The organism is Desulfosporosinus shakirovi (genome assembly GCF_020595055.1).
GTDB lineage: Bacteria > Bacillota > Desulfitobacteriia > Desulfitobacteriales > Desulfitobacteriaceae > Desulfosporosinus > Desulfosporosinus shakirovi.
The window spans coordinates 1-17,522 of record NZ_JAJDOO010000038.1 but is presented as its reverse complement, the minus strand read 5'-3'; the positions used below and the strand labels follow the sequence as shown (position 1 = coordinate 17,522).

At 40.4% G+C, this 17,522-nt stretch carries 13 protein-coding genes; 4 read left to right on the top strand and 9 right to left on the bottom strand.

What is annotated here, in order from left to right; genetic code table 11:
* Positions 1-25 precede the first annotated feature (25 nt).
* The 3 genes from LJE72_RS21825 to LJE72_RS21815 form a co-directional block, all read right to left on the bottom strand.
* On the bottom strand, positions 26-802 hold the full coding sequence (locus tag LJE72_RS21825; RefSeq protein WP_229250098.1) for an IclR family transcriptional regulator: 777 nt from the start codon (positions 800-802) through the stop codon (positions 26-28).
* Between the two features lie 304 nt (positions 803-1,106).
* Positions 1,107-4,721 (bottom strand): AAA family ATPase, encoded by a 3,615-nt coding sequence (locus LJE72_RS26600; protein ID WP_229250097.1) that lies wholly within the window; start codon positions 4,719-4,721, stop codon positions 1,107-1,109.
* Positions 4,718-6,019 carry an exonuclease SbcCD subunit D gene (locus tag LJE72_RS21815; protein WP_229250096.1) on the bottom strand — a complete coding sequence of 434 codons (1,302 nt, stop codon included), beginning with the start codon at positions 6,017-6,019 and terminating at the stop codon, positions 4,718-4,720. Before LJE72_RS21815 ends, LJE72_RS26600 begins: the two co-directional genes overlap by 4 nt.
* Here LJE72_RS21815 and LJE72_RS21810 point away from each other — a divergent pair.
* The gene (locus tag LJE72_RS21810; RefSeq protein WP_312038957.1) at positions 5,922-6,290 is read left to right on the top strand and encodes a VOC family protein; all 369 of its coding nucleotides are present in this window, start codon (positions 5,922-5,924) and stop codon (positions 6,288-6,290) included. The genes LJE72_RS21815 and LJE72_RS21810 overlap by 98 nt on opposite strands.
* A 117-nt stretch (positions 6,291-6,407) precedes the next feature.
* Here the strand turns inward: LJE72_RS21810 and LJE72_RS21805 are convergent, their stop codons facing one another.
* The 3 genes from LJE72_RS21805 to LJE72_RS21795 are packed head-to-tail and all read right to left on the bottom strand — an operon-like array spanning position 6,408 to position 10,358.
* Entirely contained in the window at positions 6,408-8,603 is a 2,196-nt protein-coding gene (locus LJE72_RS21805) for a two-component system sensor histidine kinase NtrB (protein WP_229250094.1), read from the bottom strand.
* A 30-nt stretch (positions 8,604-8,633) separates the two neighbouring features.
* A complete protein-coding gene (locus LJE72_RS21800) occupies positions 8,634-10,007 on the bottom strand; it encodes an ATPase domain-containing protein (protein ID WP_229250093.1) in 1,374 nt (457 codons plus the stop codon).
* 45 nt (positions 10,008-10,052) lie between these two features.
* Positions 10,053-10,358 (bottom strand): hypothetical protein, encoded by a 306-nt coding sequence (locus tag LJE72_RS21795; protein WP_229250092.1) that lies wholly within the window; start codon positions 10,356-10,358, stop codon positions 10,053-10,055.
* Positions 10,359-10,559: 201 nt separating this feature from the next.
* Between LJE72_RS21795 and LJE72_RS21790 the strand changes: the two genes are divergently transcribed.
* The 3 genes from LJE72_RS21790 to LJE72_RS21780 all read left to right on the top strand — a co-directional run bounded on the left by LJE72_RS21790 (position 10,560) and on the right by LJE72_RS21780 (position 12,118).
* The gene (locus tag LJE72_RS21790) at positions 10,560-10,922 is read left to right on the top strand and encodes a response regulator (RefSeq protein ID WP_229250091.1); all 363 of its coding nucleotides are present in this window, start codon (positions 10,560-10,562) and stop codon (positions 10,920-10,922) included.
* Positions 10,923-11,059: 137 nt separating this feature from the next.
* Positions 11,060-11,725, top strand: coding sequence for a uracil-DNA glycosylase (locus LJE72_RS21785; protein WP_229250090.1), 666 nt, complete (start codon positions 11,060-11,062; stop codon positions 11,723-11,725).
* A gap of 171 nt (positions 11,726-11,896) precedes the next feature.
* Positions 11,897-12,118, top strand: a complete 222-nt coding sequence (locus tag LJE72_RS21780) for a spore germination protein (RefSeq protein WP_229250089.1) — start codon at positions 11,897-11,899, stop codon at positions 12,116-12,118.
* Positions 12,119-12,400: 282 nt separating this feature from the next.
* Here the strand turns inward: LJE72_RS21780 and LJE72_RS21775 are convergent, their stop codons facing one another.
* The 3 genes from LJE72_RS21775 to nrdR form a co-directional block, all read right to left on the bottom strand.
* Positions 12,401-13,876, bottom strand: a complete 1,476-nt coding sequence (locus tag LJE72_RS21775; protein ID WP_229250088.1) for an Lsa family ABC-F type ribosomal protection protein — start codon at positions 13,874-13,876, stop codon at positions 12,401-12,403.
* A gap of 553 nt (positions 13,877-14,429) precedes the next feature.
* Complete coding sequence (locus tag LJE72_RS21770; RefSeq protein WP_229250087.1) at positions 14,430-16,820, bottom strand: vitamin B12-dependent ribonucleotide reductase; 2,391 nt, start codon at positions 16,818-16,820, stop codon at positions 14,430-14,432.
* A gap of 35 nt (positions 16,821-16,855) precedes the next feature.
* Positions 16,856-17,332, bottom strand: a complete 477-nt coding sequence (gene nrdR, locus LJE72_RS21765) for a transcriptional regulator NrdR (RefSeq protein ID WP_229250086.1) — start codon at positions 17,330-17,332, stop codon at positions 16,856-16,858.
* Between the last annotated feature and the right edge of the window lie 190 nt (positions 17,333-17,522).

Below are 17,522 nucleotides of genomic sequence, written 5' to 3'. Positions count from 1 at the left end.
AAACATTTATTTAACCCGGACTTGTCTATGAGTTTTGAAAAAAGCTAAATCCCAGCTTAGCCGAAATTAGCTCTCCCGACGTTTTTAATTCCTCTCCAATCCACCTAATCCCTTTTTCAGTAATCCTGCTAGCAGGTCCTGAAACACTGATCGCCCCTATTGCTTGCCCAGAGTAATCGAATATCGGTGTTCCTAAACATATGATTCCAACTTCATTTTCTTCCGTCTCTAGAGATATCTTGCTTAATTTGATTTCTCTCAAACCAGCTAACAAATCTTCAGGGTCTGTTATTGTGTTAGGAGTATATTTAGTCATGCCTTTAACTTCAAGGATATGTCTGACTTCCTCTTCTGGCAAGGTTGAGAGCAAAGCTTTTCCTACAGCAGTACAGTGCATTGGAGCCCTGCGTCCTACCTTAGAATGCATACTGACAACTTGAGAGCTCTCTGCTCTATCGATATAAACAATCTCTCCATCATCAGGAAGAACCAGGTGGACAACTTCATCTAAAACTTTTACTAAGTCACTTAACACAGGAGCAGCAACTTTACGAATTTCTAAGTCATTAAAGAAGCGAATTCCTAATTCGATAATTTTAATCCCTAATTGATAACGCTCACTGTCCTTTTTCCTGTCGACATAGCCCCTGTGACATAAAGTTTGTAAGATCCTATGAACTGTGCTTTTATGCAAACTGATACGATTTCCGATTTCTGTGACACCCAATGGTTCTTCAGCATGAGCTAACACTTCTAGAACATCCAGAGATCGCTCAAGAGTTTGTACATATTTCTCGGCCACGAATAGTCCTCCATTCATTACCACAATTTATTGATATTCCAGTTTTAGTATATAAAACTATGTTTTATATTTGATAGTATGACCTTTTTATTCACTATAGTCAATACCCTAAATTTTCAAATTAATAAAATATTTATTTTTCTAAGACAACTTGTCATTTCTCTATTAAATTAAATTACTATGCACAATTATCTAAACAGCTAACCACTCAGCACTCTTCCGTAGCAGGTTTCCTATATTCGATTGCTAACCCCCTCTAATCACCTGCTTAAAAAGGGGCGATTAGAGGGGGTTAATCAATTTGCTACGCCATCTCTAACTTGACCTTGCTTCCAACCCCGCCAGCCTCAGCGGGAGTAAGAACCAGCCTGCGTGAAAGGCGATTCTTTAATTCCGGGACGTGACTGATAATGCCAATCGTTAGATTTTGCAGGTGAAGTTTTTCCAGCGTGTTCATTACTGTCTCTAGCAAATTAGCATCAAGAGTTCCAAAACCTTCATCTAAAAAGAAAAACTCCAGGGGTGCTTCTCCGCGAAGCTGGATCTGGGTAGATAAAGCCAAGGCCAGCGCCAAAGCTGTAAGGAAAGTTTCTCCGCCTGACAGACTGCTTACGGGTCGACGTACTCCACCGTTGGCATCGTCACGCATAATAAATCCACCTTCGGCATCAACCTCCAAAGCATAACGTTGGTTTGTTAACTGTTTTAAACGTTCGGACGCATCTAGAGATACGTTTGCTAATTGTTCTTGCGCAATGAACTCAACAAAAGCATTCCCTTTAAAAACAGTCTGCAAGGTTTTGAGTAAATCCTGGCGGTGGCTAAAGGCTTTTCGTTCACATTCCAGGCGTATCCATTCCTCATGCGCCACTTTCAACTTCTCTAACCTTTGTTGATTAGCTCCCCGTTGCTCAATCGCTTCTGTATAATCCTCTTTAAGCTCCTTTAACCGAATCGGCCAAGCGAGCCATTCCTCAGGACGAAGAATCCGACCTTTAAGCGCCTCTTCCACATCTTCCCTTTTCTGCTTATTAATTAGCACCCTTTGACGGAAGATCGAGATGTCTTTTTCCATATTCAGTCGCTCTTCGACCTCCGATAACGCGCTTTGTGCCTCTGCCACAGTCAAGAATTGTGCCGTTTTAAGACCCAAGTCTAGCTTTCGCTGAGCTGTTTCAAACCACTCTTGAGATAATTCCAGGGTTTTTTGGCTAACTGCCTGAGTCTGTTCCGCTTGTTTCCATATCTCTTTGGCCTGTTCATAGGCCTTCTTAAATCCTTCTTCCCTCCCTGTTACAAGCAACAATTCCTGTTTAACCTGCTCAATCCACTCATGGGATGGCTTTCCTTCGGTTAAAGCATCACATTTCATCTGTAACTCTGACAGATCACGAGCGGCTTCTGTACCCATGGTCCTTAAATTCTGAAGTTCAAGCTCACAGTCCGTCTTTTCTCGCGTAAACCTTTCCTGTGCCTCGTCGGCTTTCTGCAACTCTTCCTCAAGACCGGACAAGGTCTGATTTAAAGTACCCATCATCTCATCCCAGTTTGCGTATTGCTTTTGTAATGACAAAATTTCCGTTATAGCAATTTTGCCGCGCAAATTGTCCAAGGTTGCTTTTCGTTGCACTTGGTCTTCCAACAGTTGGTTTAGACGATTGCGAACCTCTTTTCCTACTCCTTCTGACAAAGTAATTTGAGCACTCATTTGATGTTGTTTTTTTTCTACTTCGGCTAGCTTATGCTGGGCGTCCTCCAACTGACGGTTTAACTGTTCTTGATCCGCTTTCCATTGGTTCAAAATTCGGCGATCATTCGCCAACTTAGATTCTTGTTCAATTAGTTGCGTCTTTAAATCATGAACTTCCTTATTGCGTTCTGCTTCAGCCAACTCTCCTCGATAAGCAACAAGAGCACCTTGCTTAGTTGCTAAAAGATCAGCTTGTTCTTGCTCCAGCTCTTCTTTAGATAACAACTGAGCTTTGGCCACGGCAAGAGCGGTCGTACCTTCCGCACTTTTCTCTTCCAAGCTTTGAAGCTCTCTTGATGCCTGCTCCAGTTCAATTCTCGCTCTGTCCAACATCTCATCATCTAAACCGTGAGCAGGCTTGGGATGGTGAGGTGAACCACAGACCGGACATGTTTCTCCCTCCACCAGGTTTTCACCCAGTAACCCTGCAAGATTTTCCCGCTCTAGTTCCTTCACTTCGGTCATTTTTCTTTCGGCAAATGCTGTTGCCTCCAGAAGGGTCAGCGAAATCTCACCCTGTGCCTTCTGCCTGATTCCTACTTCAACTTCCGCTTTTTGGCGATCCCCTGTGATGATTTTCAATCGCCCTTGTTCTTCGATTCCTTCCAGCTCAACCCGCTCAATATTAGCAATCTTATGCCGGTCACGTTCTATTCTTCGAGCCTGTTCAGTTAAGATTTCTTCATGAACTGGCGGGTTTTGGTTCATACTCATCAAAGTCGCCTTTATCTGCTCTGACATTTTCTGAGCAGTCTGGACCTCCCCCAGGGAAGTCTGCAACTCCGATCGCCGTTCTTCTATTTCAGACAAGTTTTTGACCAAGTCTATTTGCAATTCGTCCACTTGCTTGGAGACCATCTCATATCCTTCTAATGCTTGGGCCGATGCACTAACCTGCCTCCTCCGGGCAGGGTCTACTGTGATTTGAGCGATATTGCTTTTTACATCCTGTTGTTGCTTCTGTACAGCTGTTTTTTTATCCGTTGCAACTTTAATCGTTTGTTCTAGGTCCTTCCGAGTTCGGTCAAGCGCGCTGTATTTGAGGCGTGTTTCGTTTAAGCGTCCTTGGCGAGCCTGGATATCGACTTCTAAACTTTTAGCTTGCTCAAGCTGTTCCAACCTGCGCAAACAGCGGGGCTCTGTTTCTTGCCTTTTTTGATTTGCCTCAAACCACTCACCTTCGGCAGTTTCCTTTTCGTTTCTCACCGCTGTAAGCCGCTTATCTGAACCTTCAGCATGGTCATTGGCTTCCTTGAATCGTTGCTCAGATGCGGCTGTCTCTTCCAAAAGTGAACGGATCGATTCTGCACGTTCAGCCAGACTTAAACTCACCCCTAATTTATCCATCTTAGGTTGTTGAATTGAAAGCTCGGCCTCTTCATGTTGCAGTTGTTGTAACTGTTCTTGAAGACTCCAAATTTCCTTTGCTTCATCAAACATAATTTCTAGGTTTTTCAAATCTCTCGTAATTATCTCAGACTTTACGGTTGAGGCCTGTAAATCTGCTTCTGCTTCTTTAACCCGCTCATCCGAAGCATCCCCCAAACCTTGTTGACGTTGTTCTACACCGTTTAAGTTGAATTTAGCACTGTCCAGTTGTTCCGAAAGACGAGCTGTGAGTTCCCGACCGTAGGCTTCAAGGGAAAATAGCCTCTCCAACATTAGTCTTCGATCTTTAGGTTTTATGGTGAGAAATTCTGCAAATTTTCCTTGGGGAAGAACTACAGCCCGGGTAAAATCCTCTACGTTTAGGCCTAACACATCTTCAATTTTCTTGGTCATCTCATCTGCCTTGGAGGCTAAAACAGTTTCAACCTCTCCGACTATTTCTATTAATCGGCAGGTCGAAGCTTTGACCGTCCGCTCCCCTGAGCGTCGATAAGCTCGTTGAGCACGGTAGGTTGTCCTTTGATCCCCTGCAGCTAATGAGAAACTATATTCCACCGTAAGCTGTGCTTCCGCATGATTAAGAATTCCCTGAGTATTATTGGGTGCCCGTTCCACTGTTCCATATAGGGCCAAGGTGATGGCATCCAGAATCGTAGATTTTCCGCTGCCAGTGGAACCGAAAATTCCAAACACACCCGTTTCACACAGTTTCGAAAAATCTATTTCCTGTACCTCCCTAAAGCTGTTCAGTCCAGCCACTCTTAAGCTAATCGGCTTCACGCTGACTCAACCTCCTCAGCCCCTTTTATTTGTGATTCAGGGGTGAACACATCTGTAGATTGCGATGGAGATGTTGTATTGTCCGGGTCAATTAAGGATAAAAACAAAGCAACTAATTCCTGCTCCGGCTCTGCTCCACTCGTTCGGTCTTGGTAAAACTTACTGAAGAGTTCATCAATGGGCAATTTAGAGCGAGACTCCGCGACGATCTGCTCTGTTTCCGGGAAGATGGGTCGAATATTAATTAGGCGTTCCCTCTGCCTACGCAGATTATGGATATCCTGCGTTTGAAGCGCGCTTGTTGCAAATATTTCCAGGTCAATCCAGGCATTACGATCCTTACCTTCATCAATCCACTGTTGCACCTGAGCTAAACCTTCTTTAGCCTTCCATTTCACAAGAGGGTAACCGGCGCTTAGGAAAATTTCTCGGGTCGTTACCGCTTGACTGGGAAAGGCTTCAACAAGAATCACAGATTTGGCATACCCTGTCTCGGAAAAGCTATAAGCCAGCGGCGAACCAGAGTAACGAGTCGGTACAGCCGCTCCTTTGACAGCCTGTGCACGATGCAAATGACCGAGGGCAACGTATTGCGCACCGGAGGGCATCGCATTCACCTCAACAGTTGGCGCACTTCCCAGTTGAATCGGACGCTCTGACTCGGATTCCATTCCTCCGCGAACAAAGAGATGACTCATGCCCAGGTTAACGGCATCTGGGCGAAAGTGCTGACTAGATGAAGAAAATAATTGCTGTACTCGCTTGGAATATTCTTCACGCAGGATTTCTTCTTCTAAGCTTTCGCTTAAAACCTCATTAAGCCGAGATTCCGAAGGATATGGCAGCATAGTAATGATTGCTGGATCTGAGCAACTAGGAATATGTAACTCCACCCACCCTTGACCCGCTGCACCCCTGGTAACCCGTCCTAAATTAGGCTGGTCCAAGAGACCAGGTGTCAATACCTCTTTGGGAAGGCCATATAATGTAATTCCATTACGCACGGCAAGAGGGCTTGCCGCACATAATCGCTCCGGGTTATCGTGATTTCCGGCTATCACTACAATAGCCCGACTTCCCCCTGCAGACAATCGATTCAAGGCATCATAAAAAAGTTCTTCTGCAATGGCAGGGGGATTAACCGTATCAAAAACGTCACCGGCAATTAAGATAAGATCTACCGCTTCGTCTTCAGCTATCATGCAAAGTTCGTCAATAAACGTCATCTGTTCCTCAATCCGGCTTCGCCCCTCGAGAGTACGCCCCAGATGCCAATCCGATGTGTGTAAGATCCGCATGGGTCACTTGCCCCTTTCACTCAATATCTCTATATATTCTCATTATAGAGCATGTCTTAACACCTTTCCTAATACCCCTTACAATGCCTGCAATAACATTTCTTTTTCACTCGAATTTGATACTAAAGAGGCCACAAAAGCAATGTTTGAAGCATTATCTACAGATGGGCAAGTTGAAATAGAACTGCAGGAAAGTTCCTTTTGCCCCTTATACGGCAAGTTTACTGATAAATTCGGGGTGATGTGGCAAGTATCGTGTAAGGCAAAATAATTAAAAACAGATTATATAAAGAGAAACGGGCTAGTTATAATTGAATTCCCGAAATAGGCACCCCTAGGAAACAGGATCTTAACTTCCTGTTTCCTAGAGGCACCGACTTTCAAACCCTTATAAATCAATTAATATATGCTTTATCTCTAGATTTTTTATTGTGCTAATTATTTGATTTATTTCAACTGGTTTCTTTAAAATTTTTATATTCTTTACGGGTAAACTCTGAGCAGTTTCATCTGAAAAATCTCCTAAAACTATAAAGTTTGTCTCAGACCGGCTTCTATGTATTTCCACGACTTCTACAAGTTTATTATTATCAATTAATCCCTCAAAAAGAATTATCTTCGGCGAAACGTTACTAAGATCACCTTTTTCCAAATCACTTATCTTAAAAACCTTTACGCGATAATCAAGGACTTTCAAGGCCTTCTCCAATGGATAACTTAAAACTTTATCATCCATGATTAATGCTACATCAACTTCTTTGGCCTCTATGCTTGGAGTCGGGAGTGTTATTGTAAAGACTGCTCCACTTTGAGGCCTATTGCTTGCTTCGATTTCACCATCGTGATTATTAATAATTGCCTTAACTATGGCAAGGCCTAAACCTGTTCCTCTTTCTTTAGTCGTGAAAAACGGCGTGAACAATTGATCTATTACACCAGGACCAAACCCAGGTCCATTATCCTCAATACAAACTCTAACCTTATTATTTACTTGACCTAAGGAGATTTTGACTATTCCATTTTCTATGTCGTTTTCAACTAATGACTGAACCGCATTACGACCTAAATTCAAAATAACTTGAGTAAGCTGACCAGCATCAGCGTTTATATGTGCTACCATTTCATAGTTGAACAAAACTTGAATATCTGTACCAATTGCTTCTCCCTCTAAAAGGGGGAGCAATTCTTCCATAAATGTAACTAGGTCGAGGGGTTCAGGTAATATTGAGGCCGGCTTTCCCAGAAGAAGGAATTCATTAAGGAGACGTGCTACCCGATCTATCTCCCGCAATACTAAGTCTACATAACCCTGAGTTTGTTCCTGATTCCGTTTTCTAGTCATTAACTGCAAAAGCCCTTTAGCTGCGCTCAGGGGATTTCGTAACTCATGTGCCAAAGTTCCCACCATCATAGACGTAGTCGCAAAACGTTCCGCTTTGCGTACAGCAGATTGCCAGCGGTAATAATCGGATCGATCGTCAAGCATAATTAACCAACCTGCGATGACCTTGCCCTCAAAAATCGGCGATACCTGCCAATCCACCCAACAAGGATTCTCATCTTCTTGATCCTTCTTGAGAGATTCCATCTGCCCGCTAACCGGGAAAGTGATTCCAGCATTAATGATTGAAATCCAAGGCCCCTCGATGTTTAACATTGATACCCCGACTAAATTAATAAACGATTTGCTAAAGAGCTTCTCAGCGGCTTTATTTAGATATGTAATATTTTTCCTCTGATCAACCAAAAAGATCCCACTGTTTACTCCACCAAGCACTCTGGCTAACTGATTGTTAAGAAGTTTAAATAGGTTATCTATCTCGAGAATAATGGCACATTCTTGTGCCATTAATGAAATCAGCTCAGTTGATTGATCTTTGACCAATGGGCTTAAAACCCCTAGATTACATTTGAACTGCCCATAAGAAATATCGACCTGTTGAGCGACCCCTTCAGCACTTGTTAGATAAGCATTAACCAAAAATTCATCGCCCTTAATGAAAATTTCAGTTTGGCTATTCTCAAATTGGACCCAACTGCCTTCAGCCTCTAAAATGATGATTAAGGCACTAAGAATTAGTTCAAAGCTTCTTTTTAAGGCATCTGTCTCTCCATGAAATAAGGATAATACTATATGATTCATTTGGCGGAGAATAGAAAGTTCAAGAGCACGTTGTCCACCATTGAACTCATGCTTAAATGATATTAAAAAATTAGTTATCAATTTAGCCGCAATAGCTCCACGGTCTTTTAATGTGGGATGTACCGTTTCCTTTGCACACAAACACTCTTGTGCTATCATTCTGAGTCCAGGCACTAATTGAAAGTTTATAACGGTATTATCAGTATCTAATTCCGTCATTTCTCGTCTATCGACATACTCTTTAGATTTAAAATCCAGAATAGGCAAGGCATTTTCCAACTGGTTTTCACATATAGAACATATTCTCGATGATTGAAATATCAAATTTCCATTAGCCGCTACAATAGTCAAATTGAGTTGTAAACCCAGAGCAGTACATTCTAAAAAACTAAGCCAACGTGCAGATTTTAGAAATTCATGATCTTCGGTACTTATTGACATCCTCTGAGCACCCCTTTTTGATCCCAGTCACTAACGTATTAATACACCATTTTTATCAACTATCAACTCTTTTAATTCTGTGGAATGACAACTGCCTCTCATTTTCACCACTCTTAAATACCTTTTCAAAGTGCCTCCCTCTTCTTTGAAGGATAAGAGTAATAAATTATCGGCTACAAAACTAATTCCATGCTTTGTCATGGCTGATAGATTTAAGGAGCCGTGCATTTCGTGGGTAAGCAAAACAGTAATTCCATTGGCCTTAAAGTAATCTGTAAGTGCCCATATATAATCTGTATATTTAACCTTATCGCTCATTCCAATTTCGAATGAAGAGATTGAATCAATGATCAACCTTTGTGCCCCAATCTCACGTACAAGTTCCTGAATCCGATAAACATGTTCATCAACATCCAGCTCAACCGGAGAAACGTAGACAATATGTAAAATCCCCTGATCTATATAAGGTCTAATGTCGTTACCGATTTGCATAAAATTATTAATTATTTGCAAAGGATTTTCTTCAAAGCTAACAAAAACTGTTTTAATCCCAGACCTTATTGCTATTAACGCGAAGCTAAGAGCAACCATGGTTTTACCAGAACCTGAAGGCCCTGTTATTAAGGTAGTAGAGGCTAAGGGAATGCCTCCTTCCATTAGTTCATCTAATTTTGACACCCCTGTCGGAACCTTGATAGAATATTGAATATAATCTTGTTTTATCACCATAGGATTTAAACGGGGAAATACGCTAATTCCGTCGTTAGAAATCTTAAAAACCGCCTCCCCATTAAAATGATTGGTCCCTCTCATCTTTAAAATCCGCAAATATCTTTTTTGTTGCCTTTTCTCCTCTGTCCCATAGAGATAGATGATTCCATCAGCTATTGCACTTTCAGGCCTAATTTCGATATCTTGTTCCGAGTACTCCCCTAAGAGAATCGTCGTACAACCCCAAGTTGTTAAACGAACGGACAGATCAAGAATAAATTCCCGAAATTCTATCGAATCAGGAATAATATCAGAAAATGCTTTGATAGTATCAATAAAAACCATTTCCGGTTGATATTCCTTAAGAAAACTTTCAATTAACTTCATAGTTTGGGTTGATCCTTGTTTGCGAAGTACACCACCCAAATCTTTATAAATTACGTTCTTTGAAACTTTGTCAGTGTTAAAAAAACTAAACTCTTGTTGATACTTCATAATTTTAATTTGTGGTTCTGCGAGAGTTGATAGATACAATAGTTTATTTTGATTTTCTACATTTTTAAACATCATTTGATGGGCCAAAATTGTTTTCCCTGTTCCCGGCCGTCCAACTAGCAATATGGTCGAGCTTTTTGGTAAGCCCCCACCTAAAATTTCATCAAGTGCTACGATACCTGTCGAAACTCTATCCAATACTAACACTCCTATTTAAAACTACTATTATCCTACTTTTCACCTTCACATATCGATAGCGTCAAGCTCTTCCGTTAATTGTTTCGCCAGTTGTTTTCCAACTAAATGACCTAATGTATTTACTATATTAATCAAAAACTCATGGACCACAAGGATGGCTCTATCCTGTTCTATTTCAAACATCTCTTTTAATGAAGCTCCATCCTCTGAGATTTTGATCATAGCAGCTTCCTCATACTTTAACTGAGTCTTCCATAAAGCACGTTCTAAAACAATGACGAAAACATGGATCCCAACAACTTGTCCTACCGATATAAATAACTCATCAATAGTTTTTTGGTGAAAGTTCAATGATCTTCCCCCCCCTTTCAAGATTAATACATTTCGACATGTTTTTGCCGAAATCCTTTTATGATTGTCATTTGCACAAAAACATGTATTAAAGTTGACGACATGTCACAACAAATTTTGCTACTTTAAAGGTGTATAGTTAATAATCATAGTTAGTAATAAAATTAACATTTCTAAAAAGTTAGAAAGAGGTTGAGAGAATTGGCCATAATTTACACAATTGATGATAATCCTTTAATATCAATGGTAATAAAACTTGCCTTGACAGACGAAGGACATACAGTTGTCACGTTTAATGATAGTATGAATGCGTATGAAAGCTTAGAAAAGGGATTAAAACCCGATGTAATATTGGTAGATCTTAAAATGCCTGGAATGAACGGAAAAGAACTAGTTGAGAAGATGAGATCAAATCCTAAATTAGATTTTATTCCAGTCACATTTATTACCGGTTCAATCCCCTCAGCGGAAATATTGCCGTCTAAAGATTCCTACCAGGGATTGATACTTAAACCTTTCGAATTACAAGAGCTCGTCGACACGGTAGACGGATTGATTGCATAATTCTCTTATATGTATAACAAAAGTGGTAGCGCTATCGTCGTTGCCACTTTTGTGTTATAAAGAAAGAGAGAAGAAGCCGTTTAATGATGGTCAATACAAACTATTTAGAGGAAACACAAAGGAAGGAGTATTTCACCATGGCAGTTCAAGCTGATTGGAAAAGACTACTTGTTGATGAAATGAAAAAAGACTATTATATTCAATTATTAGATTGGGTGAAAAACCAATACCGGAAGAAACAGATCTTTCCCAAAAAGGAAGATGTGTTTAACGCTTTAGTATTTACCTCATACAAAAATACCAAGACTGTCATTTTAGGGCAAGACCCCTATCCCAACGTCGGTCAAGGAATGGGGCTTAGTTTTTCAGTGAATATGGGAGTTCCCTTTCCAAAATCGCTCCAGAATATATTCAAGGAACTGCAATCCGACTTAGGTTGTCAGACACCTAAACACGGTTCTCTTAGAAAATGGGCCGAACAAGGAGTGTTACTTCTCAATACGTCACTCACCGTAGAAGCAGGTAAGCCCAATTCTCACCAAAACAAGGGTTGGGAAATTTTTACTGATAAGATCATTTCTTTAGTTAATGAGAAGAACGATCCTGTAGTCTTTATCTTATGGGGTAATAACGCTCGTTCTAAGAAAAACCTCATTACAAACTCTCATCACTTGATTATCGAATCCGCTCATCCAAGCCCCTTATCTGCCAGCAGAGGATTCTTTGGTAGCAAACCCTTTTCTAAAGCAAACAATTTCTTAATTTCTAACAATAGATTACCGATCGACTGGCAGATAGATTAACTCAATGAATTCTTAAATTTTATAAACCTCCTACTGTAGATTTATAAATTCTACAATTAGGAGGTCTTTTTTTTACTGTTTTGTTAAGAGTTCTGTTTATGACTTATTAGGGGGAGGGCCTTTCCATGTTACATATATTCTTGTGCCTTAAGATAATACTATAAAACTAAATTGCTGAGGTATGATAATGATACTAGCTTCCTAGGTTTATTTGGTTTCGCACTATCCTTCTTCATTATCTGCATTCACCTCGCCACCTTAAATTCTTTCGGTATTCCTCATATGGTACCTCTGGTAACCTTGGGACTAGGTGCCTGGGGTCATACCCTCCTACGTTCCAATTCCAAAGAAATGCCAATTGATGAGACTTATAAACCTCAGTATCCTCTATAGCGGAAGAAAAGGTGATACTGTGAGCAACGAAATCGATGTACTAGCATCCCGACTTCACACCCCTTCCCTCGTTCCGCTAACCAGGATACCTGGCTTTTCATCCTTATCGGGGCAATTGTTGGTAGCGTTTTTGTCTTTTTGTGTTTCCGAATCCTTGAGCCCCCTTAATCATTCCTTTTCCTGTGCCATCTCCTTGTATTTAGCCAAAATATAATTGATGCCAACATAGGAGCCGAAAAGAGAAATATTCTGACTGATTAATAATTAAGCTATCTTCTTGCATCAGATATTTACAAACTTTGTCGCAATATTTTCGCTGAATGCCCTATCATGCTCTACAAACAAAATGGTCGGTTGATATTTGAGCAGTAACTCTTCGATTTGTATACAGGAAATCACGTCAATATAGTTAAGGGGTTCATCCCAAATATATAGATGCGCTTGTTCGCATAAACTATTGGCAATCAGCACTTTTTTCTTCTGCCCCCCGCTAAAAGTTGACATATCCTTTTCAAATTGAACTCTGGAAAAGCCAAGCTTTCTTAAAATGGATTTAAAAAGGCTTTCATCAATCTTGTTATTTGTAGCATAGTCAGTTAAATCGCCCTGAAGATGCGATGTGTCCTGTGAAACATAGGATATTTTAAGCTGACTCCCTTTTCTGAAAGTGCCTGTATAGGCTATATTCTCACCACAAATAAGTTTAATAATACTTGATTTCCCTGAGCCGCTTTTACCCACAAGCGCAATTCGGTCACCTTGCTCAATAGTAAAGCCTACTTTACAAATTGTCTTTTCACCGTAAAAAATCGAAACATTCTCAAGTTCGGCAAATTGGTTTTTATGATAAGCAAGCTGCGAAATCTTCAGGCTATCGGAGTCTTCAATATTTTTGAGAAGTTTAGACTTTTCGTCAATAGCAGATTGTTGTCTGTTTTCAATTGACTTAGAGCGTTTCATCATTTTTGCAGCCTTATGACCAACATAACCTTTATCCAGCTTGGAACCCGAATTTTTTGTTCCTTTTTTTGTCTTTTCCACTTCCTTCGACCAATTACTCGTTCGTTTGGCGGAATCTGACAAGCGATTAATGTCTTTCCTAAGCTTTTCGTTTTCTGCAAACTCAAAGCTATCCTGCCTTTTTTTATTTTCCCACCAACAAGAAAAATTGCCTTTTTGGATTTCTATATTGGCATTATTGATTGAAAGAATATGGTCAACGCAGTTATCAAGAAATGCTCTGTCGTGTGATACCACAATAAAGCCACTTTTGGTATTGAGATAATCACTAACAAGTTTTCTTGCAGTCATATCAAGGTGATTGGTTGGCTCATCAATCAACAGAAAACTATTCTCCTTAAGAAACAACGACGCAAGCAATACTTTCGTTTGTTCTCCGAAGGATAATGAATCAAAAGGACGATACAAAACATCCTCAGAAACTTCTAGTAATGAAATTTCACGCATCAATTTCCAGTGGGTATAATCCTGAAAAATGTCGCTGATTAGATCAAGGGTATTCTTTTCCTTGTTTATTGCATTGAAAGGAAAATATTCAAAGCTAACATTTGCAGAAATGTTACCGCTGTATTCATATTTACCAAGCAACAAATTAAGAAATGTTGTCTTACCTCTACCATTTCTCCCCGTAAATCCTAATTTCCAATTAGTATCTATTTGGAAATTAACGTTTTCAAAAATGTTATCATAACTGCCATCATAGGCAAAGGTCAGATTTGCAACATTTATTAGAGCCATAATTTTGTCCTCCTGTGCAAAAAATTAATGAGCTGCAAGAAAGTTAAATTCTTGCAACTCGCAAATACACAGCAAAGCCAGACCCATTTAGGGTATGGTATGGTAAGGATGTATTATCTGAGTGAAAAGAAATAGTAACTTTCTTGCATCAAGCACAACAAAACAAGCGGTTTCTGCCACTGGTTCCGTATTTCATTATGCTTAGATATTTTAGCAAGAAAAATTACGCATCTTTCCATCTCCAATCTCTAATTAATGACTTCATTATACAATATAATCAAGAATACTTCAAATCGCTCGGATCCTCAATATTATACTCAATAGAAATATGATAACCATCTGCTCCTAGAGATGTAAGTGTAACTCGTCTTATATTAGTTTCAGTAAGAACCAAAACCAAAAAGCCAATAACCGTGGTATTTCAGTTATTGGCTAAGATGCGTTTTAGTTAGTCCAAATTATTATTAATTTTTCCAAGCGACAAAATTTCATTGTCCAATAGTATCCGACTTTATTATTCAGTGACAGACTTTATTATCAGTGAACATTAATCTTATCCACACTTTGAATAGCCGCAGTGAGTGCAGACAACACAACCACTTTCATGATTGATCGACATTCCACACTCTGGGCAGGCATTTCCTGGGGCAACATTTACACGAGCTTTTTTTGTAGTGCCCTTTTCTGCCGCAACATTCCCTTGACCTGCTACAACATCAGCCTTTTCGGTCGCCAGCACTTGTTCTTGCACGCCCGCTTGAGACTTAGTGAAATTTATCCCGACGTCATTATACTTTCTAATTACTCTAGCAATAGCATCCGGGCAGGATGTTACATTAACTCCTTCTCGCCGCATACAAGCCGGACAACGAATTCCCTTGATCTGTTCTGTAATTGCATCTACTGACAGGCCGGAACGCAGAGTTATAGAAATCAGACGGGCAGTAGCCTCAGATTGGGATGAGCATCCTCCGGCACGACCAGTATTCGTAAACACTTCACAAATTCCTTTTTCGTCTGCATTGACACTTACATATAGGTTTCCACACCCAATTTTAATTTTCTCCGTAACCCCTATAGTTGTAGTGGGTCGTGGTCGAGGAACGACTGTGTTCACCTCGGGGACAAACGGTACTTTAGGCGCAGAGATCGGTGCCTTAGTCCCAGCAACCTTTTCATCTTGGGATTGTACTGTTGCGGTACCCGTGGAAAGCACCTGCTCTTCCCGACTGCCATCGCGATAAACTGTCAGGCCTTTACAGTTAAGTTCATCTGCAAGTCGATAGGCCTCCGCAATTTCTTCCCGTGTCGCAGAGTTAGCAAAGTTAATCGTTTTAGATACTGCGTTATCAGTATATTTCTGGAATGCTGCTTGAATTCGAATATGCCATTCAGGAGCAATCTCTTGGGCCGTAGTAAAGACTTCCTGTACCCAATTTGGAACTTCTGCCAAACCTAAGACGGTTCCCAGGTTTGCGATTTTCTCCATAAGGTCTTGGGAATAGAAACCAAACTCTTTAGCAAACGATTCAAAGAGCGGATTTACTTCCACCAAAGCTGTCCCATCCATTACAGTTTTAGTATAGGCAACTGCAAATAAAGGTTCTACCCCACTCGAAGCGGCACAAATCATGGAAATGGTTCCAGTAGGAGCTATAGTCGTTAGTGTAGCATTCCTAAGCTTCATAACCCCATCATAAATAGAACCCTCATAATTTGGGAAAGTTCCGCGTTCTTCAGCCAATCTCTGAGACTCAATACGGGCCTCGGTTTGGATAAATTTCATAACCTTTTCTGCATATTCAACTGCTTCTTCAGTAGAATATGAGGTTTGGAGTAGAATAAGCATATCTGCAAATCCCATGACACCTAAACCAATTTTACGATTTCCTTTAACCATCTTATCAATAATTGGCAGAGGGTACTGATTGGCATCTATTACGTTATCAAGGAAACGAACAGATAATCGTGTTACCTGACTTAAACGCTCCCAGTTGATCACCATTTTTCCTTCTTTTTCGATGACCATCAGTTTAAGATTAATTGAACCTAAGTTACAAGCCTCATTTGGAAGCAATGGTTGCTCACCGCATGGATTCGTAGCTTCAATCTCCCCCAACAGCGGGGTTGGATTTCCTTGATTTAAACGATCGAGGAAAACAATTCCGGGTTCACCGTTTTTCCAGGCATGGTCTACAATTATATTAAAGATCTCTGGCGCGGACAATTGTCCGACAGCACTACCCGTATGGGGGTCTATGAGATCATAAGGTCGTTCTTCTCGAACGGCTAGCATAAACTCTTCGGTAATTCCCACAGAAATATTAAAGTTTGTAATTTCCTTATTATCCTCTTTACACTGAATAAAATCTATAATATCTGGATGATCGACACGAAGAATTCCCATATTGGCTCCCCGACGAGTGCCACCTTGTTTAACTGCTTCTGTTGCAGAATTAAATACTTTCATGAAAGAAATCGGACCGGAGGCTACTCCACCGGTTGAACGGACCATACTATTTTTGGGGCGTAAACGAGAAAAGCTGAAACCAGTCCCTCCACCAGACTTATGAATAATGGCTGCATTTTTAATTGCATCAAAAATTTCTTCCATGCTGTCCTCAATTGGCAACACAAAGCAAGCGCTGAGTTGTCCGAGGTCCCGACCTGCATTCATTAACGTAGGCGAGTTTGGCATGAACTCGAGGTTGGCCATCATAGTATAAAAATCTTTGATCAGGGCTTGAATTTCCTTTTTTCCCTTACCATAATTCTCCTCTTCAATTTGAGCAACTACACTAGCTACTCGATAAATCATATCTTCAGCGGTTTCTATTACTTGTCCATCTTCTTGTTTTAAATATCGTTTTGCCAATACAACCCGAGCATTAGGCGTTAAATTAGCCTTCGGCCATGTCTTTGGTGCTTGTCCTTCGAAACTCAACTCAATACCCCCAACTTTCCTTATCACTACTCAGACTAATTTCTCTTTTTGATAGATCCTCTTTTTTCAATAAGTTCATGCAGCTCTTCCATAAATCGTTGTATGTCTTGAAACTGTCGATAGACTGAAGCGAAACGTATGTAGGCAACTTCGTCCAAATTAAATAACTGTTCCAAAACCGCTTCTCCAACTTCGGAGCTTGACACCTCTCGTTCATTACGATTACGCAATTTTTTCTCTATTGCGTAGGCTGCTTCTTCGATTTCATCGATCGAAATCGATCGCTTTTCGCAAGCTCTGAGCATACCGGCCATCATTTTAGAGCGAGAAAATCCTTCCCGTCGACCTTCTTTTTTTACAACGACTAGTGGTGAGTCTTCGAACTTTTCAAAGGTGGTAAATCGACGCAAACAACGTTCACATTCCCTGCGTCTACGGACCGCTGTTCCTTCTTCAACCTGACGCGAATCATGGACTTTCGTGTCCTCATTTCCGCAGAATGGACAGTGCACAACCTCCACCCCCAACATATAGTACGAGTTTAATTTAATCACACTATATGTTGTGTGTCAACAGGTCTTAAGTCTTATTTATGATTGAATCTATCAACTTTATATTTTTGATTTTTTCTTCCTTTAATTTTTAAATAGGGCTTGCTAGCCAAACCCCGATTTTCATGTCAATTTACCGAAATAACATTTT